The sequence below is a fragment of the Bradyrhizobium vignae genome (assembly GCF_900324035.1).
Lineage (GTDB): Bacteria > Pseudomonadota > Alphaproteobacteria > Rhizobiales > Xanthobacteraceae > Bradyrhizobium > Bradyrhizobium vignae.
Genome location: NZ_LS398110.1, coordinates 3,644,717 through 3,665,220, shown reverse-complemented (window position 1 = coordinate 3,665,220; position 20,504 = coordinate 3,644,717). Strand labels below are relative to the sequence as shown.

At 64.2% G+C, this 20,504-nt stretch carries 19 protein-coding genes; 6 read left to right on the top strand and 13 right to left on the bottom strand.

Annotation, left to right across the window (positions count from 1 at the left end):
- Window positions 1-347: 347 nt before the first annotated feature.
- The 7 genes from gatB to BRAD3257_RS17805 form a co-directional block, all read right to left on the bottom strand.
- Window positions 348-1,826: an Asp-tRNA(Asn)/Glu-tRNA(Gln) amidotransferase subunit GatB gene (gene gatB / locus BRAD3257_RS17835; protein ID WP_122402898.1), complete on the bottom strand. Its 1,479-nt coding sequence runs from the start codon at window positions 1,824-1,826 to the stop codon at window positions 348-350.
- Entirely contained in the window at window positions 1,823-2,125 is a 303-nt protein-coding gene (locus BRAD3257_RS17830; RefSeq protein ID WP_122402897.1) for a hypothetical protein, read from the bottom strand. Before BRAD3257_RS17830 ends, gatB begins: the two co-directional genes overlap by 4 nt.
- Entirely contained in the window at window positions 2,116-3,591 is a 1,476-nt protein-coding gene (gatA, locus tag BRAD3257_RS17825; protein ID WP_122402896.1) for an Asp-tRNA(Asn)/Glu-tRNA(Gln) amidotransferase subunit GatA, read from the bottom strand. The genes BRAD3257_RS17830 and gatA overlap by 10 nt, the downstream gene beginning before the upstream one ends.
- Window positions 3,588-3,800: a hypothetical protein gene (locus BRAD3257_RS17820; protein ID WP_122402895.1), complete on the bottom strand. Its 213-nt coding sequence runs from the start codon at window positions 3,798-3,800 to the stop codon at window positions 3,588-3,590. The genes gatA and BRAD3257_RS17820 overlap by 4 nt, the downstream gene beginning before the upstream one ends.
- An 18-nt stretch (window positions 3,801-3,818) precedes the next feature.
- A complete protein-coding gene (gene gatC, locus BRAD3257_RS17815; protein WP_122402894.1) occupies window positions 3,819-4,106 on the bottom strand; it encodes an Asp-tRNA(Asn)/Glu-tRNA(Gln) amidotransferase subunit GatC in 288 nt (95 codons plus the stop codon).
- A 76-nt stretch (window positions 4,107-4,182) separates the two neighbouring features.
- Window positions 4,183-5,259, bottom strand: a complete 1,077-nt coding sequence (locus BRAD3257_RS17810) for an NAD(P)H-dependent flavin oxidoreductase (RefSeq protein ID WP_122402893.1) — start codon at window positions 5,257-5,259, stop codon at window positions 4,183-4,185.
- A 114-nt stretch (window positions 5,260-5,373) separates the two neighbouring features.
- The gene (locus BRAD3257_RS17805) at window positions 5,374-6,414 is read right to left on the bottom strand and encodes an NAD(P)H-dependent flavin oxidoreductase (RefSeq protein WP_122402892.1); all 1,041 of its coding nucleotides are present in this window, start codon (window positions 6,412-6,414) and stop codon (window positions 5,374-5,376) included.
- A gap of 96 nt (window positions 6,415-6,510) precedes the next feature.
- On the opposite strand from BRAD3257_RS17805, the gene BRAD3257_RS17800 reads away from it, so the two are divergent.
- Both BRAD3257_RS17800 and BRAD3257_RS17795 read left to right on the top strand, forming a co-directional pair.
- On the top strand, window positions 6,511-7,401 hold the full coding sequence (locus tag BRAD3257_RS17800; protein ID WP_122402891.1) for a LysR family transcriptional regulator: 891 nt from the start codon (window positions 6,511-6,513) through the stop codon (window positions 7,399-7,401).
- 240 nt (window positions 7,402-7,641) lie between these two features.
- Entirely contained in the window at window positions 7,642-8,532 is an 891-nt protein-coding gene (locus BRAD3257_RS17795; protein ID WP_122406625.1) for a cyclase family protein, read from the top strand.
- A 114-nt stretch (window positions 8,533-8,646) separates the two neighbouring features.
- Here the strand turns inward: BRAD3257_RS17795 and BRAD3257_RS17790 are convergent, their stop codons facing one another.
- Together BRAD3257_RS17790 and BRAD3257_RS17785 are read right to left on the bottom strand one after the other, a co-directional pair.
- A complete protein-coding gene (locus BRAD3257_RS17790; RefSeq protein ID WP_122402890.1) occupies window positions 8,647-10,872 on the bottom strand; it encodes a DNA/RNA non-specific endonuclease in 2,226 nt (741 codons plus the stop codon).
- Between the two features lie 269 nt (window positions 10,873-11,141).
- Window positions 11,142-11,369, bottom strand: coding sequence for a hypothetical protein (locus tag BRAD3257_RS17785; RefSeq protein WP_122402889.1), 228 nt, complete (start codon window positions 11,367-11,369; stop codon window positions 11,142-11,144).
- Between the two features lie 46 nt (window positions 11,370-11,415).
- On the opposite strand from BRAD3257_RS17785, the gene ruvX reads away from it, so the two are divergent.
- Both ruvX and BRAD3257_RS17775 read left to right on the top strand, forming a co-directional pair.
- Window positions 11,416-11,907 (top strand): Holliday junction resolvase RuvX, encoded by a 492-nt coding sequence (gene ruvX / locus BRAD3257_RS17780; protein WP_162500242.1) that lies wholly within the window; start codon window positions 11,416-11,418, stop codon window positions 11,905-11,907.
- 3 nt (window positions 11,908-11,910) lie between these two features.
- Window positions 11,911-12,834, top strand: coding sequence for an AEC family transporter (locus BRAD3257_RS17775; protein ID WP_122402887.1), 924 nt, complete (start codon window positions 11,911-11,913; stop codon window positions 12,832-12,834).
- A gap of 78 nt (window positions 12,835-12,912) precedes the next feature.
- On the opposite strand, the gene BRAD3257_RS17770 is transcribed toward BRAD3257_RS17775, so the two are convergent.
- From BRAD3257_RS17770 to BRAD3257_RS17755, 4 genes are all read right to left on the bottom strand, one after another.
- Entirely contained in the window at window positions 12,913-14,241 is a 1,329-nt protein-coding gene (locus BRAD3257_RS17770; protein ID WP_122402886.1) for a TIR domain-containing protein, read from the bottom strand.
- A 264-nt stretch (window positions 14,242-14,505) separates the two neighbouring features.
- Complete coding sequence (locus BRAD3257_RS17765) at window positions 14,506-15,276, bottom strand: CPBP family intramembrane glutamic endopeptidase (protein WP_122402885.1); 771 nt, start codon at window positions 15,274-15,276, stop codon at window positions 14,506-14,508.
- 146 nt (window positions 15,277-15,422) lie between these two features.
- Window positions 15,423-17,066 (bottom strand): acyl-CoA dehydrogenase family protein, encoded by a 1,644-nt coding sequence (locus BRAD3257_RS17760; RefSeq protein ID WP_122402884.1) that lies wholly within the window; start codon window positions 17,064-17,066, stop codon window positions 15,423-15,425.
- Window positions 17,067-17,264: 198 nt separating this feature from the next.
- A complete protein-coding gene (locus BRAD3257_RS17755; RefSeq protein ID WP_245163386.1) occupies window positions 17,265-18,035 on the bottom strand; it encodes a M15 family metallopeptidase in 771 nt (256 codons plus the stop codon).
- Between the two features lie 202 nt (window positions 18,036-18,237).
- On the opposite strand from BRAD3257_RS17755, the gene BRAD3257_RS17750 reads away from it, so the two are divergent.
- Window positions 18,238-19,185 carry an aspartate carbamoyltransferase catalytic subunit gene (locus BRAD3257_RS17750; RefSeq protein WP_122402883.1) on the top strand — a complete coding sequence of 316 codons (948 nt, stop codon included), beginning with the start codon at window positions 18,238-18,240 and terminating at the stop codon, window positions 19,183-19,185.
- Between the two features lie 5 nt (window positions 19,186-19,190).
- Window positions 19,191-20,492: a dihydroorotase gene (locus BRAD3257_RS17745; protein WP_122406623.1), complete on the top strand. Its 1,302-nt coding sequence runs from the start codon at window positions 19,191-19,193 to the stop codon at window positions 20,490-20,492.
- Window positions 20,493-20,504 lie beyond the last annotated feature (12 nt).

Genomic DNA, 20,504 nt, shown 5'->3' with positions numbered 1-20,504 from the left:
GCGATTGCACAAAAACACTATGCCGCAAGTATTTTTTCGCACGCGCGCATCGCGTGCGATCGACGCGACGGCGCGCATCGACAATCGCGCGATCGTGTCGCGAAAGCGTTTCGCGGACTCTGAGTCGCGAATTTTGGCAACGAAAATATTTTCATGCTTAACGGCGCGAGCGCTCGCCGAAGCGTCCGCAAGGCGCCGTTTTGGCCGAATCGCGTGACGGCGATTCGGTCGCGCCACCGCTGTCGATCGGGATGAAGTTTGCCGTTCGAGGATGCGCGCGAGCGGCGCACCGAGAGCCGAAAGCGAGGTGACGAAACGGTCCGTCACCTCGTTCGAACGTGTGAGGATCAGACGCCGAGCTTGGCCTTGAGCAGCTCGTTGACGCTCTGCGGGTTGGCCTTGCCGCCGGACGCCTTCATCACCTGGCCGACGAACCAGCCGAGCGACTGCGGCTTGTCCTTGACCTGCGCCGCCTTGTCGGGATTGGCCGCGATGATGTCGTCGACCACCTTCTCGATCGCCGAGAGGTCGGTGACCTGCTTCATGCCGCGGCTTTCCACCAGCGCGCGGGGATCGCCGCCTTCCTGCCAGACGATCTCGAACAGATCCTTGGCGATCTTGCCCGAGATCGTGCCCTCGCCGATCAGATCGATGATCGCAGCGAGCTGCTCGGCGTTGACTGGAGAGTCCGCGATATCCCGGCCTTCCTTGTTGAGACGGCCGAACAGCTCGTTGATCACCCAGTTGGCCGCCATCTTGCCGTCGCGCGCGCGGTTGGCAAGCCTGTCGAGCACGGTCTCGTAGAACACCGCACTCTCGCGCTCGGCGACGAGCACGCTCGCATCATAGGCCGAGAGGCCGAAATCGGCGACGAAGCGCGTCTTCTTCTGGTCCGGCAGCTCCGGGAGTTCAGCCTTCAGCTCGTCGACGAACGCCTGGCTGAACTCCAGCGGCAACAGGTCGGGATCGGGGAAGTAGCGATAGTCGTGCGCCTCTTCCTTGGACCGCATCGAGCGTGTCTCGCCCTTGTTGGGATCGTAGAGCCGCGTCTCCTGCTCGATCTCGCCACCATCCTCGATGATCTCGATCTGGCGTCGCGCCTCGTACTCGATCGCCTGGCCGATGAAGTTGATCGAGTTCATGTTCTTGATCTCGCAGCGGGTGCCGAGCGGCCCGCCCGGCTTGCGCACCGACACGTTGACGTCTGCGCGCAAGGATCCCTTCTCCATGTCGCCGTCGCAGGTGCCGAGATAGCGCAGGATCGAGCGCAGCTTGGTCACATAGGCCTTGGCCTGCTCGGCATCCCGGATGTCGGGCTTGGAGACGATCTCCATCAGCGCGACGCCGCAGCGGTTGAGGTCGACATTGGACATGGTCGGTGACCGATCGTGCAGCAACTTGCCGGCGTCCTGCTCCAGATGCAGCCGCTCGATGCCGATCGTGACGCTGCGGCCGCCGTCGAGCTCGACCAGCACCTCGCCCTCGCCGACGACCGGCGATTTGTACTGGCTGATCTGGTAGCCCTGCGGCGAGTCCGGATAGAAATAGTTCTTGCGGTCGAACACCGAGCGCAGATTGATCTTGGCGTTGAGGCCGAGACCGGTCCGGACAGCCTGCCTGACGCATTCCTCGTTGATGACAGGCAGCATCCCCGGCATCGCGGCGTCGACCAGCGATACGTGGCTGTTCGGCTCGCCGCCGAATGCGGTGGACGCGCCCGAGAACAATTTTGCGTTCGACGTCACCTGGGCATGGATCTCCATGCCGATGACCATCTCCCAATCGCCGGTGGCGCCTTTGAGAAGCTTGTGCGTGGCCGTGCTCATGTCTTGCTCCCGAGCAGCGTGGCAGCGATCCGCTCCCACTCCGCTTTCAATGAATCCTTCGCTACGGGCTGGCCGGCCTGGCGGTACCAGTAGCCGGCATTGCCGAGATCGCCTTCGACGCGGTGCAGATAGGCGTGCACCCAGGCGGCCTCACGGCTGCTTTCATCCTGAACGATCTTGTGGGCGCGGTCCCAGTCGCCCTTGGCGGCCCACCAGAGACCTCTAAGCGGCGCGTTCAGGCTAGGCGCGGGCACCGCGCCGTCGAGGCTCGCGATGAAGGCCGCGACATTCACCACCACCTCTCGGGCACGAAGCGGCCGGCGGCCTGCTCGATCACCTCGCCGAGCGAGAACAGCGTCTCCTCGTCGAACGGCCGACCGATCAGTTGCAGGCCGAGCGGCAGGCCCTGCGCGTCCTTGCCGGCGGGCACGGCGATGCCGGGCAGGCCCGCCATGTTCACGGTCACCGTGAAGATGTCGTTGAGGTACATCTCGACCGGATCGGCGCCGCCCTTCTCGCCGATGCCGAAAGCCGCCGACGGCGTCGCCGGGGTGAGGATCGCATCGACGCCCCTCGCGAAGCAGTCCTCAAAATCCTTCTTGATCAGCGTGCGCACTTTTTGCGCGCGCAGATAATAGGCATCGTAATAGCCGGCCGAGAGCACATAGGTGCCGATCATGACACGGCGCTTCACCTCCGCGCCAAAACCCTCGGCACGGGTGTTCTCGTAGAGCTCGATGATGTTTCTGCCCTGCTCGCGCAGGCCGTAGCGCACGCCGTCATAGCGCGCGAGGTTGGAGGAGGCCTCCGCCGGCGCCACGATATAATAGGCCGGCAGCGCATATTTCGTGTGCGGCAGCGACACCTCGACGAGCTCGGCGCCGGCGCTCCTCAGCCAGTCCGCACCCGATTGCCAAAGCTTCTCGATCTCCGCCGGCATGCCGTCGAGACGGTACTCCCGGGGAATACCGATCTTCATGCCCTTCACGGACTTGCCGATCGCCGCCTCGTAGTCCGGCACGGGAATGTCGACCGAGGTCGTGTCCTTCGGATCGTGGCCGGCCATCGAACGCAGCAGCATCGCGGCATCGCGCACGCTGCGCGCGATCGGACCGGCCTGGTCGAGCGAGGAAGCAAAGGCGACGATGCCCCAGCGCGAGCAGCGGCCATAGGTCGGCTTGATGCCGACCGTCGCGGTGAACGCCGCCGGCTGGCGGATCGAGCCGCCGGTATCGGTCGCAGTCGCGCCCATGCAGAGCAGTGCCGCCACGGCCGAGGCCGAGCCGCCGGACGAGCCGCCGGGCACCAGCGTGGCGTTGCTGCCGTCGCGCCGCCAGGGATTGCCGACGGGCCCGAAGCAGGAGGTCTCGTTCGACGAGCCCATCGCGAACTCGTCATTGTTGAGCTTGCCGAGCATCACGGCACCATCGCGCCAGAGCTGCGAGGTGACGGTCGACTCATACGTCGGCACGAAATTGCCGAGGATTTTCGAGCACGCCGTGGTGCGCACGCCCTTGGTCGCGAACAGATCCTTGATGCCGAGCGGGATGCCGGCGAGCGGGCCGGCGTCACCCTTGGCGATCTTGCCATCGGCCTCCCGTGCCATCGCGCGGGCCTGGTCGGGCGTCTCCATCACGAAGGCGTTGAGCACGCGCGCGGCTTCGATCGCGGAAAGATGCGCGTCGGTCAGCTCGAGCGACGTGAAAGTCTTGTCGGCGAGGCCCTTGCGGGCCTCGGCGAGCGTCAGCGATGTCAAATCGGTCATTTATTGATCGGGCTGCAGAAGAACGGAGACAGGGTCTTGTCGTTGGCCGGGTCGTCTTTTTTGGCAGCGGCTTTCGCGGCAGCCTCGATCTCGTCGAGCACGGCATTGACGGCGACATTGGGATCGGCAGCCTTGCCCTGCCGCTCCATGTTGTCGAGGTAATTCATGTAGGCCTGATAGGCCTTTTCATCGTCGCAAAGCAGGCACATCGGACCACGTCCTAAGAGTTACTCTACGACCTTGGGCACCAGGAAGAAGTGACCTTCGGTCGCGGGCGCGTTGGCAACGATATCGTCGGCGATCTCGCCGTCATTGACCACGTCCTGCCGCTTCTTCATCTGCATCGGGGTGACCGAAGTCATCGGCTCCACGCCCTCGACATTGACTTCCGAGAGCTGCTCGACAAAGGCGAGCATGGCGTTGAGCTCGCCCTGCAGATGCGGAACCTCCTCCTCGGACACCGCAATGCGCGCCAGATGCGCGATGCGGCGGACGGTAGCGGCGTCAACGGACATTATATAAGGCCTCTCACGGCAAAACCTATGTGCCGTATAGCAGAGGCCGCTTTTGCGCCGCAACCGGCGCTTCCCCCTATCCGGCGAGGGCCTTCATGCGCCCGAGCGCCGATTTGGCGAGATCCCGGGTCAATTCGGCGGCGGGCACCTCGCGGCCCAGCGCAATCGCCTGTCCCGCCCAGAGATTGGTGAAATCCACCCTGCCCTGCTTTTCGGCAGCGGCCTTCAGCGGCCCCAGCGCGGTCGCGGCATGGGGAAAAGGCGGCGCATCCGGCGAGACCGGGCCGGCCTCACGCATCAGGCGGTTCTGCACGCCGCGCGCCGGACGGCCTGTCATGACATTGGTGATGACGGTGGAATCGTCCCGCGCTTCAGCGAGCGCCTTGCGGCCGCCCGCGCTGACCTTGGATTCCGGACAGCGCAGGTAAGCGCTGCCGATCTGCACGCCGGAGGCACCGAGCGCAAAGGCTGCGGCAATGCCGCGTCCATCGGCAATGCCACCGCAGGCGATCACCGGCACCTTCACGGCATCGACGACCTGCGGCACCAGCGCGAAGGTGCCGGGCTGCTCGGCGATGTTGTCGGTCAGGAACATGCCGCGATGCCCCCCCGCCTCGGCGCCTTGCGCGATCACGGCGTCGACGCCGTGCTGCTCGAGCCAGACCGCTTCCTTCACGGTCGTGGCGGACGAGATGACGAGACAGCCGGCCGCCTTGACGCGCCTCAGCAGCGCTTGCTCCGGCAGGCCGAAATGGAAGCTGACGACCTCCGGCTTCAGCTCCTCGACCACTTCACAGAACGCCGCATCGAAAGGCGCGCGGTTTGCAGCATTGATCGGTGCCGAGGGATCGAGACCATGCTCGGTGTAATAGCCCGCCAACCGTTGCTTCCAGCGCGCTTCGGCCTCCGCCGTGAGCTCGACCGGTGTATGGCAGAAGAAGTTCATGTTGACCGGTGCCTTCACGCGCTGGCGGATGAGACCGACCTGCTCGCGCGCCTTCTCTGCCGAGATCATTGCGCAGGGCAGCGACCCCAGCGCCCCGCCTTGCGCAGCCGCAACCACCAGCTCCGCATCCATCACGCCAGCCATCGGCGCCAGCACGATCGGGAATTCGGTCTTGAAGAGGTCGATCAGTCGACGGTCAGGCCACATGGTTCTTGCCTCGTATTCGCTTTCCCATCTCCCCTTGAGAGGGTGGATCGCCGCGCAGCGGCGAGACGGGTGAAGGGTGTGTCTCCGCGGACGCAGACCTCTTCGGATTTGAATTTATTCTCCGCGGACAAAGCCCCTCATCCGGCGCTGCGCGCCACCTTCTCCCACAAGGGAGGAAGAGAAGGCATCGGTCACCGAATTTCGTTTTCCTTCGAGCAGCTGCTCGGCCTCGACCGCGATCCGCTCGACGATCTCGGCTGCGGGCGGAATATCATGGATCAGGCCAACGGCTTCGCCGGCAAACACGGCTGCAACCTCGAAATTGCCCGCGGCCTTCGCCGCAGCATATTCAACGGCGACCTCACTGGCGCGTTGCATGAGCTCGACCTCGCGACCCGTCCAGCGTTTGATGTGATCATTGACCAACGTTCGCGCGGTGAACGGCGCCGGCCAGAACAGCTCCCGCGACCAGTCGGCGATGACGCCGCGCACCGTCTCATTGCCGTCGGCATCGCGAATGCGCTGCTTCGCCTTCTCGGCGCCATTCGCCTCCACGCTCGCATAGAAGCGCGTACCAATCAGCACGCCGGATGCCCCCAGCATCATCATTGCTGCGAGGCCCCGGCCATCGGCGATCCCACCGGCCGCGACAACCGGCACGCGCCTGGCCGCGAGATCGACGATGGCAGGCACGATATCGACCGTGGTGCGCGAGGCGCCGTGGCCACCCGCCTCCGTCCCTTGCGCGATCAGGATCTCGGCGCCGGCATCGAGCGCTTGCTTCGCCATGTCCTCGCTCTGCACCTGGCAGATCAGCCGCACGCCGCTCGCCTTGATGCGCAACGCGAACGGCGCGGGATCGCCGAACGAGAGCATGATCGCTTGCGGGCGAGCGTCGAGCGCGATGTCGAGCAGCTCGGGCTGTTTGGCGAGGCTCCAGGTGATGAAGCCGATCCCGAACGGCGCAAAACCCTTCAGCTCGGCAGCCTCAGCCTGAAGCCGGGCCCGGTCGCCGTAACCGCCACCCAGGATGCCGAATCCACCCGCCTCGCTGACGGCGCGGGTCAGCCGGGTGCCGGCGATCGTGTCCATGGGCGCCGACAGGATCGGATGCTTGATCCGAAGCAGCTCCGTGAGCGGCGTTGTGATTGGCATGAATCCTCCCACTCTGGACAGCGAGACTAGGCGCAGCTAGCATTCGCGAAAAATGAATTGTTGCGAATGCTGCCATCTCCAAAGCGGAACGACGCCATGGAACTCAGCGACATCAAGACCTTCGCCGCCGTCGCCCGCACCGGCGGCATCACCCGCGCCGCCGAAGAGCTCAACACCGTGCAATCGAACGTGACCCAGCGCGTGAAGGCGCTGGAGGCGGAGATCGGCACGCCGCTGTTCGAGCGCCACAGCCGCGGCATGACGCTGACAGGCGCCGGCAAGCGCCTCCTCCCCTACGCGCAAAAGATGGCGGCGCTGTCGCGCGAAGCCTTGCTCGCCGCGCGTGACGACGGCGAGCCAAAGGGACCGCTCGCCATCGGCTCGATGGAGACAACGGCAGCGGTGCGGCTGCCGCCGCTGCTGGCCGATTTCCACCGCCGCTTTCCCGCGGTGCGACTTTCCTTGCGCACCGCGCCGACCGCCGACCTCGTCACTGGCGTGCTCGACGGCACGCTCGACGGCGCCTTCGTCGCGGGGCCCATCACGCATGACGACCTCACCGCGACGAGCGCCTTCCGCGAGGAGCTGGTGCTGGTCAGCGCGCGGCGCTGGGCTTCGCTCGCCGAGCTGCGCGCCGGCACGCCGGAGTCCGGCCCGACCGCACTGGTATTCCGCACCGGCTGTACCTACCGCCAACGGCTCGAACAGGTGTTCGTCGAGTTCGGCTGGCCGTCGGCCGCACGCTTCGAGCTCGGCACGCTCGACGGCATGATCGGCTGCGTCGCCGCGGACATGGGTGTGACGCTGCTGCCGCGCGCGGTTGTCGAGCGCAGTGCGATGCACGGCAGCGTGTCGATCCACACGCTGAGCCCTTCGTACGCACGCGCGGAGACGCTCTTCATCCAGCGCAGCGCCGGACATCAATATAGCGCGCTTCAAGGCTTCGCCGCCTGCCTGAAGAAAGACGACGACGTCATCGCGGCCTGACGCGAGCGCAGACGTTCCACGACACGAAATTCGCCGTCACAAATTTGTCGTACTCACAGTGCGCGCAGCCGATGCTGCGTTCAGCCGTCGCATCACAGCGCTCGAAAAGTTTTGAAGCGCGTGAGTATTCTACGTTAGGATGAGAGACTGGCCAGCGCGAAACCGTAACGAAGCCAAAACATCGGGAGGACTATCGATCGCAATACACTCGTGTTGTGCTGTGTCGCCGCGTTGTCGGCGATGTCAGGAACTGCAAGCGCTCAGGACTGGACCAAATCGAAATGGGGGCCGAACGACGAGATCGGCGCCGCCAATTACATGACGCCCGAGCTCGTGGTGAAGGCGGCATCGCTGGTGAAGACCGGCAAGACCTATGCCCTCGGCATTCCCGTCACACCGCAAACGCCGGCCTATCCTCCGCGCAGCTTCAAGATCACCGTGGTCCAGCCGGGACAGGCCGGCAGCCCGGGCCTCGGTCCCAACAAGGCCACCTACAATGACGATATCCTCGACACCTGGGTCGGCATCGGCAGCCAGCTAGACGGCCTCGGCCATCTCGGCGTCGAGCACGTCTACTACAACGGCAACAAGCTCGCCGATTTCGCCGATCCGACCGGGCTGAAGAAGCTCGGCATCGAAAAGGTGCCGCCGATGGTCACGCGCGGCGTGCTGCTCGACATGGCGGCCTATTTCAAGACCGACGTGGTGAAGGAAGGTACCGCCTTCAACATCAAGGAGATCGAGGAAGCCGCCAAACAGCAGAACGTCGAGATCCGCCAGGGCGACGTCGTCATCTTCCACACCGGCTGGCTCAGCCTGATCGGCAAGGACGACAAGCGCTACTCGGCCGGCGAGCCCGGTCTCGGCGTCGAGGGCGCGAAGTACCTCACCAGCAAGGGCGTCGTCGCGATCGGTGCCGACACCTGGGCGCTCGAGGTGCTGCCGTTCGAATCCAAGAACGTGTTCGAGGTGCACCAGATCCTGCTCGCGATGAACGGCACCTACATCCTCGAAAACATGGACACCGCCGCGCTCGCCCGAGACAAGGGCTACGAATTCCTGTTCGTGCTGGGACAGCCGCGCTGGACCGGCGGCGTGCAGGCGATGATCAACCCGATCGCGATCCGCTGACATCCCACACGGCTCCGTCGCAACAGCCCCGGGTGAGGGTCTTGCAGTGTCTCGAGAGAGTACACCGCTCCCTCACCCGAATGCTGCGCCGGTCCCGCCGCTCGAACCTAGGCTCTAGATCCGAATGTCCTCATAGGATTCGATCCGCCGCGGGCCGACCGAGGTTGCCTCGTGCGAGTCCGCGTCGGCGAGATTGCCGAAGTCGAGCTTGGTCAATTTCGTCAGATCCGCGATCGAGACCTGGAACACGCTGACGTCTGCTTCGGACATCCGCTCGAGCAGATCCGCCTCCTGGATGCGGTCTATCTCCATAACCTGCTTTCGCTGGCTCATCAGGAACGCCGCCGCTTTGAGCGCGTCGCCATCCTCGTTGCGCCGGATCAGGATCTTCCAGAAATATTTCGGGATTTGAACCCCGCCAAAGCTCGGATCCTTGTGCGGCCGGCCGGCCGGATCGGGCAGATCGGATCCGTCGGCATCCGGTCCGTCGAACACCGGGCCGTTCATGACGATGCCCTTCTCCTCGCCTTCGAGCAGGACATCACGCGTGTAGTCCTCCAGTCCTGCCCAGAGCTGCTTGCCCTGATTGAACGAGAAGAACTGCGGCGAGCAGTTGGTGAAATGGAAGGAATCGTCGCCATGCTGCTTGGCTGCGGCGACGGTGTCGCCCCAGGTTGCATCCAGACGGCGTACGAGATGACCGCGGTCGAACGGATTCTTGCTGCGGTCCGCCTCGAAGGTGGCCTGCTTGCGGTAGAACTCATCGCCGATCTGGACGTCGTCGTCGATGCGCGGATCGCGCAACCAGGAATCACCTTCCCGCTTGCCGACGTCCTGCTGCTTGCCGCCATCGATATTGACGCAACTGAAGAAGGCGAGCCTGCGCTCTTTGTTCATGACGACGCTGTAGTTGAAATATTTCAGCTCGGACTGCTTGGAGCTTCCCTTCAGCATCGCGATCCGGGACTTGAGAGCGGACGGAATCTTCGGCAACGGCACCGAGAACTTGCCGGTGCCCAGGAAATTCGCCTTGTATCCGGGACGCGATTTCAGCGTGCTCTGATCGATATGCACGGCCTCCATCGGCAAGCCGTTCTTCGCGCTGATGTTGGGCAACAAGCCCGCCGGTGGGGCGATCAACGGCTTGCCGCCATTGTGCATGCCGCCGTTCGGTGCTCCGCCGTTGCCTCCCGGCGGGCCCTGCACGGGCGCCGGCGGAGGCATCGGAATTTCCGTCCTGAACATCGGCAACGGCACGCGGATCGGAACCACGAGCGAGGTCCCGTCGAGGGATTGCTCGACCCAGGCATTGGCACCGAAAGCAGGCGCGGGGGCCGGCGGCCGGACTTTCGCGACCTCGTCCCGGATCGGCGGCTCCTCCTCATCGAGCACCGGCCTGATCAAGGGATGAGAACCAATCGCAACTTTGAGATCGGCGACGATCGCGCTGATCCGGATGCCTTCATTGGCGATCCAGTCGATCGAGGATTCGTCCATCGTCGGCTTCCACACCTTGCCGTCCTTGGTCAGGGTGCGGCCCTGCGCATCCTTCCGAGGAACGCCACTGTGGTGCAGCGCGACCACCTGCCAGAAGCGGTTGAACGCCGGCGATCCCGATGATCCGGCCGTCGTATCGGTGTTGTACCAGAGGAAGTCGCCGACATATTTGAGCAGCTTGTTCTCGCGGACGCAGACCTGCTTCATCTGACCGCTGGGATGCTGGATGATGGTGAGGTACTCGCCGGGGTCTGCCTTGCCGGGCGCGCCGCTCAGCGGCAGCCATCCCCAATCCTCGAGCCCCTCGTTGCCTGACAGCGAGGTCGGCGCCACCGCAACGACCGAGAAATCCAGCCTGTCGTTGGTGTAGAAGAATTTGCCCGGCTCGAATCCGAACCGCACCGGCACACGCTCCTGTCCCGAAACATCCAATTCATAGTTGAAATCGGCAATCGAATTGGCCGCCTCGGCCGGCGTACCGAAGACATGATGGTTCGTCAGCAGCAGGCCGGGTCCGATCAGAAAGCCCGAGCCATAGCCGAGCAGGTTCGACTTGAGATCCCTGAGTTGAATGCGGCAGACCGGGCGCGAGGCGGCCGTTCCCTTGGCCAGGTAATTGATGCTGTCGAGATCATTGCCCTGGAGAATTCGCTCCAGGCCGATCTCGGCCGCCTGCACGTCCTGCGTCTCGGCCAGGAGCTGGCGCTGGCGCTGGCGTATCTTTTCGACGGTCATCTCGATCGGCCCGTCGCCCAATTTACGGTTCAGGGCATCGGGTGAGAACTCGGCTTGCTTGAATCGCCTTTCTGAGCCCGCGATCAGGCTTGGCTTGATGAGCATCATGACCTCTCAAAATACTGGGCGAATATTGGACATGGTCGGCGCCTGAAAATCTGCGCCAAGGTTGCAGCGCGGTTCGGACCGCAGGTCGCTGCCGATCGTTCTGAAAATCGGGGCACCGCCCCTACTACTTTAGGCCCATATATTTATTCCACAACAACCAGAGCGTCAATCAACGTGCGCTGCTGAGGACGCGACATCATGCCATGGTCTGCGGCGCCGTCCGTGTGACATTTGCCACAAATGATCGCTGCATTTGTCCGCCACCGTTCTCATGCGCTTCTTCCGATCGCCTTCAGCTGCCATCGTCGCAGCGCCACGATGGACCAGATCGCCTCGACCAGGCCGAACGGCCAGGCGCCCTGGAGGAAACCGTAAGCCGAGCCGAGCGCGCAGGATGCGGCGAACAGCAGCACGAACCAGTGGCTGCGATCCTCCAGGGCATAAGTGACCAGCATTGCCGTGACGGCGAACAGGCCGAATAATGTCAGCGCATCCATGTTCCGGGTTCACTCCGCAGCGTGACGCGTGATATGCGCTAACGCCATGCCGGCTCTTATCCTGCCTCTCGTCGAAGCTGCAACCCATTGGCCCGCGCGCGGCGCGCTGGTCGGGCTCGATCTCGGCACCAAGACCATCGGTGTTGCCGTGTCCGACCCCGATCGTCGGCTTGCGACCGGCGTCGAGACCATCTCCCGCAAGGCGTTCAAGCAGGATGCCGCCCGCCTGCTCGCGATCGCGGCCGAGCGCAAGGCGGCCGGATTCGTGCTCGGCCTGCCCATCAACATGGACGGCAGCGAGGGCCCGCGCGCGCAATCCACCCGCGCCTTCGCGCGCAACCTTGCCGGCCTGACCGCGCTTCCCATCGGTCTCTGGGACGAGCGCCTCTCGACCGCGGCGGTCGAGCGCGAGCTGATCGGCATGGACGTCAGCCGTGCGAAGCGCGCCGAGGTGATCGACGAGCATGCCGCGATCTTCATCCTGCAAGGCGCGCTCGACCGCCTCGCCAATCTTCGCGCCAGCCCGGGGATCGATTGATCCATGGCCGTCGTCGTCGCGGCGCTGCTGCCGGTCTTCATCCTCATCGTGCTCGGCATCGTGCTGAAGCGCAGCCTGATGCGGCTCGACACGCAGTGGCACGGGCTGGAGCGGCTGACTTATTTCGTGCTGTTCCCGATGCTGCTGATCCAGACGCTGGTGAAGGCGGATCTCTCCAAGGTGCCGGTCGCCGGCGTCGGCGGCGCGCTGCTGCTGTCGGCGCTCGGGATGTCGCTGCTGTGCCTCGCGCTGCGCCCTGCCCTTTCGCGGCTCGATATCGACGGCCCCGCCTTCACCTCGATCTTCCAGGGCGCGACGCGCTGGCAGACCTTCGTCGGGCTGTCGGTGGCCGCCAACATGTTCGGCGACGTCGGGCTGGCGCTCGCTTCGGTGGCGATGGTCGCGATCATTCCGCTGGTCAACGTGTTCAGCGTCGCGGTGCTCGCCCATTACGCATCGCCCGAGAAGCAATCCGGCCGCGCCATCGTCATGACCTTGGTGCGCAATCCCCTGATCTGGGCCTGCGCGATCGGCCTCTTCATCAATGTCACCCGCTTGCCGCTGCCAAAGCTCTGGCATGAGGTTGCCGACGCGCTCAGCCGTTCCTCGCTCGCGATCGGCCTGCTCGTCACCGGCGCGGGGCTGCATCTCGAAGGCCTGCTGCGTCCGAGCGCCGCCGCTGCGATCGGCGTCGCCTTCAAGCTGGTACTGATGCCCGCACTCGCCCTCGCGCTTGCCGTCTGGTTCGGCCTGTCGGGCGAGAGCCTGGCGATCGTTGCGATCTGCTCGGCGGTGCCGACCTCGTCGAGCGCCTATGTCCTCGCACGCCAGATGGGCGGCGACGCGCCGCTGCTGGCGCAGATCATCACGCTACAGACGATGCTGGCGGCGATCACGATGCCGATGGCGATCGCGCTGGTGGCTTGAGGCGAACGACCGAACGCCGACCGATCGTACTCGTTCCGACCGAGCGGCTCCGCCCGCGCGGATGCCGCCGTTTCTGTCTTACGGAGGTGCCGGGGGCAACTGGAGATTCTGAGCGATATCGGCATATTTTTGTGCGCTCAACTGATAGTAATCGCGGTTCATTTTCGCGATCTCATACAGGGATTGCGCGATCGTCTTGATGTCGACCGGCTCCTTCCTGGAGCATTCGAGTATGTTCTTCAGCAGGTCGTTCCAGCTGACCTCATCCTTCATGGTCTTGGTCAGAGGCGCCACGCCGCGAGCATCCATCGGCTTCGAAAGCCCGCGTATATTGCTCTGTATTTCTAGACTTCGCAGTTCGTCCCGTATTTTCAAGACAACGCTACGGACTTTTACGGCTTCAACTTGCGACGAATTCACGTATCCCAACAGTTCGTCATACAATTGATCAATCAGCTTTCGTCGTGCGTACCAAGTGATGTTGATCATGTTGTAGACCGCAAGTTCCTCCTTGTTTGTGGTGTCATGGATTCCGAAGATCGGAATGTCGATCGGCGCTGCAGTGAAGTAGAACTTCAATCGACTCGCGCCGTCGATCTCCTCGTAGCGCCGAAGTGTGAGCCGGAACAGGTCGTCAGAACCGGTGGGACGAATGAAACATCCCAAGGGCGCCTTCTTCTTGCAGGCGCTCCTCAGCATCCGCGCGAGTTCAGGCTCGTAGATGTCGCGATCGACCCAATCGGAGGACAAATCCTTCCAGTTCCAAGCGCCCGTTGACACATCCTTCCCGAACAGCGCCTCCCAACCCTGGGTTCCCATGAATAGCGCATCCGCTGGCAGATTCTCCAGCTCCAGGCAGTCTTCATTCTGTTCCGTGCGGCTCAATTCGATTGAGAAGTTTGGCACGAGATCAAAATTGATCGCGGTGACGTGCGTATAGTCGAACCATCTGCAGATGTCGGTGGCAGTCTTGCGCAAGAACGCCGTATCAATACCTGGGTAAATATCTCTTTCGACGTATAATTGCTCCAGGAAATCGTAAACCTGATCCGACGATATCGGCACCGATATGTACTGGCTCAGCGCTCTTGGCTTGCTAACGCTCGGATCGTGAAACACGACAATGGATCTTTTTTCGTCTTTGCTCAGAGCCGTTTGGAATTGGCCAGCCTCGAGCAGACAGTATCCCCAATCCTGATCCTCGCCAGTGTAGAGCAGCAGAAAGAGATCCGCACTCTGGATCGCTGCTGTGATCTCCGGACTGAGTTCTCTTCCCTTCTGAAAATCCTCCGCAAGGACGATCTTGATTTTGTTGCCAGAGTACGAGGCAATCAAATTTCCGATACGGCGAGCCGCCTCACTATCCTTCGGCATCTTGTGGCTGATGAAAATCGTTAAATCGGACATGGCCCCTCCAATCGTAGCGCGTGGGACAAAGCTCGAAAATCAAAATAAAAAGTTGGGCGGGGGCCGTGTGTCGCGTGCGACGGCGCCCCCTAGCTAATTTCCGCATTCAAGCCGACAAGGGGATGCGTGACAAGCCTCTTCTACCTTGGGATGCCCGATAGAGCCGGGAACTTGCAAGGCAGCGGACGGCAACACCAATCTGACCCGCTGAGACACCGCGGGTCTTTCGGAGCCGCCGCAGTTGGGGAAGCGGCAGGCGAGCGCTCAGCCCCCCACCCACATCGTCAGCACCACCGCGGTCAGATTGTTCAGCGCATGGAGCACGATGGTGAGCCACAGCGAGCCGGCGCGATAGCGCATGTAGCCGAACCACAGGCCGATGGTGAAGACCTCGGCGAGGAAGTAGATGTCGTATTGCAGGTGCACGATTGTCCAGACCAGCGACGACAAGAGGATCGCGCCGGGCACGCGCAGGAAGCTCGCGGACCAGCCGCGATAGAGAAAGCCTCGCGCCAGAATCTCTTCCGACATCGGCGCGGCCACGCTGAAGGCGAACAGAAGCAACAGCGCAGCGCCCTTGTCGCGTCCCGATTTCAACAGATCGGTCATGAAGCCCGGTGTCGCCTCGCGGCCGAGTGCGCGCGACATCGTCTCCCAGACCAGCACGATCAGGATGAGGCCGACGGCGCCGAGCAGCAGCTGCTTCCAGGACGTCCAATGCAGCGCGAGATAGTCGACAAAGGAGGCCTTCTTGATGCGGATCGCGAGCCAGACCGCAAGAAGCGTTGCCGGCAGGCCCATGATGACCGAGAGCGCGAGCGTCTGGGGCTCATGGCCGACGAGCTGGAGCGAGGCGAGGTCCATGGGGAGGCCACGCTGCGCCGCCAGCAGAACGACGGCGCCGATCTGGCCGACGAACATCGCGACGAAGATGAAGAGGCCCCACAGCGCCGTACCCCAGAACTTCCAGACAGGTGGCGCGTGCTCTGCTCGCGTCATGACGAGAGGCGGATGGTCGGGATTGAGGGTGTCCATCAGGAGGCTTTCGTTGGAACGCGCAAACTAACGAGCGATCGTCATGCCCGGGCTTGTCCCGGGCATCCACGTTCTTCTTGCCACGCAGCAAGACGTGGATGGCTGGGTCAGGCCCGGCCATGACGCTGTGGAGAGACCGCGGCCGCTCACGGCAGCGCCCGCTCCAGCAGCGCGCGCTCGTCGGCGCTGTCGAGTTCGACCGCACCGTACATGCTGGCGTGATTGGCCGCGAGACGCGTCGCCGCGAACAGTTCGGCATTGTGCGGTGACACGCCGTTGAGCGCTGCGGCCGCAGCGAGCAACGCCAACGTCTCGACGGCAAGCCGCGCGACGCGCTCGCCGTCGGCGCGCCAAAAAATCCTGCCGATGAACGCGACCGCCTCCCCGGCCCCCGGCAGGCTCTTCGTGTCGGCCGCAAGCGATTGCAGCACGGTCATCGCCGCCTCCGGCTCGCGCGAGAGCGCGCGGAGCACGTCGAGGCACATCACGTTGCCCGAACCTTCCCAGATCGCATTGACAGGGGACTCGCGATAGTGGCGCGCCAGAATGCCGTCCTCGACATAGCCGTTGCCGCCGAGGCACTCCATCGCCTCGTAGAGAAATGGCGGCGCGCTCTTGCAGGTCCAGTATTTGATCGCGGGCGTGAGGAGCCGCATATAGGCGGCTTCCGCCGCATCGTGCGGCGTTCGGTCGAAGGCGCGGCAGAGCCGCATCACGAGCGCTGTACTCGCCTCGACATGCAGCGCCATGTCCGACAGCACGGCCTGCATCAGCGGCTGATCGGCCAGATGCTTCTGGAACACGCTGCGGTGACGGGCGTGATGCAGCGCATGCGCCAGCCCCGAGCGCATCAGGCCGACGGAGGCGATCGCGCAATCCTGCCGCGTCAGCTGCACCATCTGGATGATGGTGCGGATGCCCTTGCCCTCCTCACCGACCGCTTGCGCATAGGCGCCGACGAACTCGACTTCGGACGAGGCATTGGAACGGTTGCCGAGCTTGTCCTTCAGCCTCTGGAACTGGATGGCATTGACCGAGCCATCCGGCGCGAAGCGTGGCATGAAGAAGCAGGTCAGCCCCCCCTCCGCCTGCGCCAGCACCAGGAACGCATCGCACATCGGTGCCGACATGAACCATTTATGGCCGGTGATGCGATAGCCGTCCCCGTCGCGCACGGCGCGCGTCATGTTGGCGCGCACGTCGGTGCCGCCCTGCTTCTCGGTCATGCCCATGCCGAGCGTCATGCCGCGCTTTTCCCACCAGGGCGCGAAGCTGGGATCGTAGCTCTTCGTCGACAAAACCGGCATCACGCGCGCGAGCAGATCGGGTTGCATCGCCAGGGCACCGACGGAGGCGCGCGTCATCGTGATTGGGCAGAGGTGGCCGGTCTCGACCTGGGCTGCCATGTAGAACTTTGCGGCACGAATGACCTCGGCGCCATCGCCCGCCGGCTTGCCATCTGCGGTCCAGGTGGAATTGTGCACGCCGGCATGCGCGCTGTGCGCCATCAGCTCGTGATACGAGGGGTGAAACTCGACCTGGTCGCGGCGATGGCCCTTCGAATCAAAGGCGCGCAGCTTCGGCGTGTTCTCGTTGGCGAGGCGCCCGCGATCGGCCATCGCGGCCGAGCCCCAGTGCTTGCCGAACGCTGACAGCTCGCGCTCCGCCGCCGCGCCGCCATTGGCCTTGACCGCCTCGACCAGCGGCCGATCCGTGGCGAACAGGTCGACGTCCTCGAACGGCGGTGACTGGTTGAGGACCTCGTGCGTCGCAAATGTGGGCTGGGTCATTGTGCTTCCATCGAATCTATCTCGGCTCGGGCAGTGCCACCTCTCGCAACGGGAGAGGTCGCGCCGGAGGCGCGGGCGAGGGGCTACGCTCTATCGAGGGACCTGATCCCCTCACCCGGCGCTTCGCGCCGACCTCTCCCCTTGGGGCCCCTTGGGAGAGGTAACCCTGCCCGCGGCGGCTTCCGTTTCAATCGAACTCTACCTCGTACGCGGCTGGATCGGGAAATCATAGGCCGGCCCGCCCGCCCCCGGCAGGGAAAAATGCCACCACTCCTTCGAATAGTTCACAAAGCCTTGCCTCGCCATCGCCGCGACCAGCCGCTTGCGCCAGGCGCGCTGCTCCGGATTGATCGACGGTGCCGCAGTGTGCCCCTTCGCATCGGTACAGTCGTAGCCTGTGCCCATGTCGACGCTGCCCTCCGGCGCGCGTATCTCGGCCGGCGCCGTGCAATCGGCGTAGGTCTTTGACGGATCATATTTTGCGGAATTGTCGGCCTTGAGATCGACCAGAGTGAGATCGAGCGCTGCACCCGTGGAATGCTGCGAGCGGCTCGCAATATAGCCGAGGCGGAACAGCTCGGTCTTCGGAATCCCGGGGTTGTAGCGCCGCTCAGCCGCCGTCTCGTGACCGTTCTGCGACCACTTCACCATGTCGAGCGAGGCGCGCGCCGGCCGGTAGCAGTCGAACATCTTCAGCGACAGATTCTGTGCGGCTAGCTCCGCTTGCACCGCCTTCAGCCGCAGCCCCACCTCCCGTTTCACCACGCATTCACCGGCATTGTAACCAGCGAGCGGACGGCCCACGAAATTGTTCGCCGTGGCGTATCGGATGTCCTGGATGATGCCGGGATCGATGTCGCGCAGGTAAACGAAGCCGCCGGGGAGCGATTGGGCGTGGGCCGTGCTGATTGGCACCGCGGCCAGGAACGCCGTCAGAATTCTTTTCACGAAATGCCCCACGATCGTCATGCCCGGGCTTGTCCCGGCCATCCACGTTCTATTGCGTCAAATGCGATAGAAGATCGTGGATGCCCGGGACAAGCCCGGGCATGACGGAGAAGGTGGCGGCAGGCCAGGCCACAGCGACCAAACCGACAGATCAGGGGATAACTCGCCTCCCGCCGTTTGCCCCTTGCTCCCCCCGCCATCCCCGCCTATAGCTCTGCTTTTAATGACATCGAAATCGACCTTCGTCCTCGGCCACCGGCATTTGCTGGGCATCGAGGGCCTTTCCGCGGCCGACATCAGCGGCCTCCTCGACCTGTCCGAAGAATATGTCGAGCTCAACCGCCAGGTTGACAAGAAGCGCACCGTCCTGCGGGGACGGACGCAGGTGAACCTTTTCTTCGAGGCCTCCACCCGGACCCAATCCTCGTTCGAGCTCGCCGGCAAGCGGCTGGGCGCCGACGTCATGAACATGTCGGTGTCCTCGTCCTCGATCCGCAAGGGCGAGACCCTGATCGACACCGCCGTGACGCTGAACGCGATGCACCCCGACATCCTGGTGGTCCGCCATCACGCCTCCGGCGCGGTGGAACTGCTGGCGCGCAAGGTCGACGGTTCCGTGATCAATGCCGGCGACGGCGCGCATGAGCATCCGACCCAGGCGCTGCTCGATGCCCTCACCATCCGCCGCAACAAGGGCCGGATCGAGGGCCTGGTGGTCGCGATCTGCGGCGATGTGCTGCATTCGCGCGTCGCCCGCTCCAACATCATCCTGCTCAACACCATGGGCGCCCGCGTCCGCGTCGTCGGCCCGTCCACGCTGCTGCCAACGGGCATCGAGCGGATGGGCGTCGAGGTCGCGCGCGACATGCGCGAAGGTCTCGAAGGCGCCGACATCGTCATGATGCTGCGGCTGCAGCGCGAGCGCATGAACGGCTCCTTCGTGCCTTCCTCGTCGGAATATTTCCATTATTTCGGGCTCGACCAGAAGAAGCTCGCCTACGCCAAGCCGGACGCGCTCGTGATGCATCCAGGTCCCATGAACCGCGGCGTGGAGATCGACTCGATCGTGGCCGACGGCGCCCAGTCCCTGATCCGCGAACAGGTGGAGATGGGCGTCGCGGTGCGCATGGCCGTGCTGGAAGCGCTCGCCCGCAACCTGCCGAACGCGTGATGCCGATGTTGACCGACCGCCGCCCCATCCTGCTCGCCAACGCCCGCGTCGTCGATCCCTCCAGGGAGTTCGACGGCATTGGTGACGTTCTCATTGCCGACGGCACCATCCGCGAGACCCGCCGCGGCATCGGCGCGGCCGGTGTCCCCGAGGGCACCGACATCATCAATTGCTCCGGCAAGATCGTGGCGCCGGGCCTGATCGACATGCGCGCTTTCGTCGGCGAACCCGGCCTCAGCCACCGCGAGACCTTTGCCTCGGCGAGCCAGGCCGCGGCGACCGGCGGCATCACCACCATCATCTGCCAGCCCGCCACCTTGCCCGTCATCGACAATTCGGCGACCGTCGATTTCGTGATGCGCCGCGCCCGCGACACCGCGATCGTCAACATTCAGCCGATGGCCGCGCTCACCAAGGGCATGCAGGGCGAGGAGATGACCGAGTTCGGCCTCCTGAAGGCGGCCGGCGCTGTCGCCTTCAGCGACGGCGACAAGAGCGTCACCAACGCCCAGGTGATGCGCCGCGCGCTGACCTATGCCCGCGACTTCGACGCACTGATCGTGCATCACACCGAGGATCCCAACCTGGTCGGCGAAGGCGTGATGAACGAGGGCGAGTTCGCGACCCGGCTCGGCCTGATGGGCATCCCGAATGCCGCCGAAGCCGTGATGCTGGAGCGCGACCTGCGCCTCGTCGCCCTCACCGGCGGCCGCTACCACGCGGCTTCGCTGACCTGCATCGACTCTCTCGATATCCTCCAGCGCGCTCGCGACGCCGGACTCGCGGTCAGCGCCTCGGTCTCGATCAACCATCTGGCGCTGAACGAGAACGACATCGGTCCTTACCGTTCGTTCCTGAAGCTGTCGCCGCCGCTGCGCACCGAGGCCGACCGCCGTGCGGTGGTGGCGGCGCTCGCCTCCGGCCTGCTCGACGTCATCATGTCGGACCACAATCCGCAGGACGTCGAGGTCAAGCGCCTGCCGTTCGCGGAAGCCGCACCCGGCGCCGTCGGCCTCGAGACCATGCTGCCGGCCGGCTTGCGGCTGGTGCATAATGGCGAGATGGAACTGAAGACGCTGATCCGTGCGATGTCGACCCGGCCGGCCGAGTTGCTCGGGCTGCCAGGCGGAACCCTGCGCGCGGGCAGCCCGGCGGACGTCATCGTAATCGATCCCGATACGCCCTGGGTGGTCGATCCCGCCGACCTCAAATCGCCCTGCAAGAACACCCCGTTCGACGAGGCCCGCTTTACAGGCCGCGTGGTGCGCACCATTGTCGGCGGCCGCACGGTCTATGAGCATGTCTGACGTGCGAGATCG

Excerpts from the sequence above, each read along its gene's own strand:
- gatC (WP_122402894.1), bottom strand. The coding sequence starts at position 4,106 with ATGTCCGTTGACGCCGCTACCGTCCGCCGCATCGCGCATCTGGCGCGC.
- BRAD3257_RS17805 (WP_122402892.1), bottom strand. The coding sequence starts at position 6,414 with ATGCCAATCACAACGCCGCTCACGGAGCTGCTTCGGATCAAGCATCCG.
- BRAD3257_RS17775 (WP_122402887.1), top strand. The coding sequence starts at position 11,911 with ATGGCCGTCGTCGTCGCGGCGCTGCTGCCGGTCTTCATCCTCATCGTG.
- BRAD3257_RS17790 (WP_122402890.1), bottom strand. The coding sequence starts at position 10,872 with ATGATGCTCATCAAGCCAAGCCTGATCGCGGGCTCAGAAAGGCGATTC.
- BRAD3257_RS17800 (WP_122402891.1), top strand. The coding sequence starts at position 6,511 with ATGGAACTCAGCGACATCAAGACCTTCGCCGCCGTCGCCCGCACCGGC.
- BRAD3257_RS17795 (WP_122406625.1), top strand. The coding sequence starts at position 7,642 with ATGTCAGGAACTGCAAGCGCTCAGGACTGGACCAAATCGAAATGGGGG.
- BRAD3257_RS17760 (WP_122402884.1), bottom strand. The coding sequence starts at position 17,066 with ATGACCCAGCCCACATTTGCGACGCACGAGGTCCTCAACCAGTCACCG.
- BRAD3257_RS17745 (WP_122406623.1), top strand. The coding sequence starts at position 19,191 with ATGTTGACCGACCGCCGCCCCATCCTGCTCGCCAACGCCCGCGTCGTC.
- gatA (WP_122402896.1), bottom strand. The coding sequence starts at position 3,591 with ATGACCGATTTGACATCGCTGACGCTCGCCGAGGCCCGCAAGGGCCTC.
- BRAD3257_RS17750 (WP_122402883.1), top strand. The coding sequence starts at position 18,238 with ATGACATCGAAATCGACCTTCGTCCTCGGCCACCGGCATTTGCTGGGC.
- gatB (WP_122402898.1), bottom strand. The coding sequence starts at position 1,826 with ATGAGCACGGCCACGCACAAGCTTCTCAAAGGCGCCACCGGCGATTGG.
- BRAD3257_RS17820 (WP_122402895.1), bottom strand. The coding sequence starts at position 3,800 with ATGTGCCTGCTTTGCGACGATGAAAAGGCCTATCAGGCCTACATGAAT.
- BRAD3257_RS17770 (WP_122402886.1), bottom strand. The coding sequence starts at position 14,241 with ATGTCCGATTTAACGATTTTCATCAGCCACAAGATGCCGAAGGATAGT.
- BRAD3257_RS17765 (WP_122402885.1), bottom strand. The coding sequence starts at position 15,276 with ATGGACACCCTCAATCCCGACCATCCGCCTCTCGTCATGACGCGAGCA.
- BRAD3257_RS17755 (WP_245163386.1), bottom strand. The coding sequence starts at position 18,035 with ATGACGATCGTGGGGCATTTCGTGAAAAGAATTCTGACGGCGTTCCTG.
- BRAD3257_RS17785 (WP_122402889.1), bottom strand. The coding sequence starts at position 11,369 with ATGGATGCGCTGACATTATTCGGCCTGTTCGCCGTCACGGCAATGCTG.
- BRAD3257_RS17810 (WP_122402893.1), bottom strand. The coding sequence starts at position 5,259 with ATGTGGCCTGACCGTCGACTGATCGACCTCTTCAAGACCGAATTCCCG.
- ruvX (WP_162500242.1), top strand. The coding sequence starts at position 11,416 with ATGCCGGCTCTTATCCTGCCTCTCGTCGAAGCTGCAACCCATTGGCCC.